We start from the raw sequence: 820 nt of genomic DNA, 5'->3' as shown, positions 1-820 counted from the left end.
GTGTGTCCGACGAGGCGATCGGCGTCGCGGTGGACCAGATGTCGCTGGGGAAGCGGGACCGTCCGGTGGTCGCCGTCGGCGGCGGGTCGTTCCTGGTTCCCGACGACGTGCCGGGTGCGGCCAAGGTGTTGCGGCCGGACCACGGCGACGTGGCGAACGCCGTGGGCGCGGCGATCGCACTGGCCAGCGGCAGGTGGGAGACGATCGTTCCGACGGGAGACGGGCGCCGGGCGGCCATCGAGGACGCCAGCGAGAAGGCCATCAGGCGGGCGGTTCAGGCTGGGGCCGACCCGGCGGCGGCCGAGGTCGTCGAGATCACGGAGACGCCGCTGACCTACCTGCTGGAACCCTCCATCCGGGTGAACGTCAAAGCCGCCGGTCCTTTGGGGTTCCTGTGATGGGCGCGCCGCGGCCACATTGTCGGTTCATGCACTTCAAAGCCGGCACAGAACTACATCGTGGTCGTGATCACGACCACGATGTCGTCTCCTCTGTCCGGGTCCAGACACACGGAGGACTGCCGGGCGCACGCCTGGGCATCCAGGTGCCCCAACCTGCTCAGACTCCAGCGCCCGCATGTCGGGCGCACCCAACAGAACCTCTTCATTGAGAGGAACACGAACATGTCGATCACGTCTCGCGTGTTGCGCAGGATCATGAAGGGCCCGGACGACGCTCGTCGTGGGCCGGCTGCCGGTGGCAGCCGTCACGGGCAGGCGTCGCCCTCGAATGGCACGGGCGCGGCAGCCGCCGTCCGAGCACCGGTGCGTCGACTTCGGACGGTGGGCGTCGCCGTGGCGCTTGCCCTCGTCGTCGCCGC

1 protein-coding gene and 1 pseudogene are annotated in these 820 nt (G+C 69.6%); both read left to right on the top strand.

What is annotated here, in order from left to right:
• Nucleotides 1-398: pseudogene (locus ELR45_RS37505) on the top strand (hydantoinase/oxoprolinase family protein); the annotation flags it as partial.
• A 225-nt stretch (nucleotides 399-623) separates the two neighbouring features.
• A partial coding sequence (locus tag ELR45_RS37500; protein ID WP_205856420.1) for a hypothetical protein occupies nucleotides 624-820 on the top strand: 197 nt, incomplete at its 3' end.

Source organism: Phytoactinopolyspora endophytica (assembly GCF_004138495.1).
In the GTDB taxonomy this organism is placed as follows: Bacteria; Actinomycetota; Actinomycetes; order Jiangellales; family Jiangellaceae; genus Phytoactinopolyspora; species Phytoactinopolyspora endophytica.
Note: the sequence above shows the minus strand (reverse complement) of the source record. Positions and strands in the feature narration are given on the sequence as shown.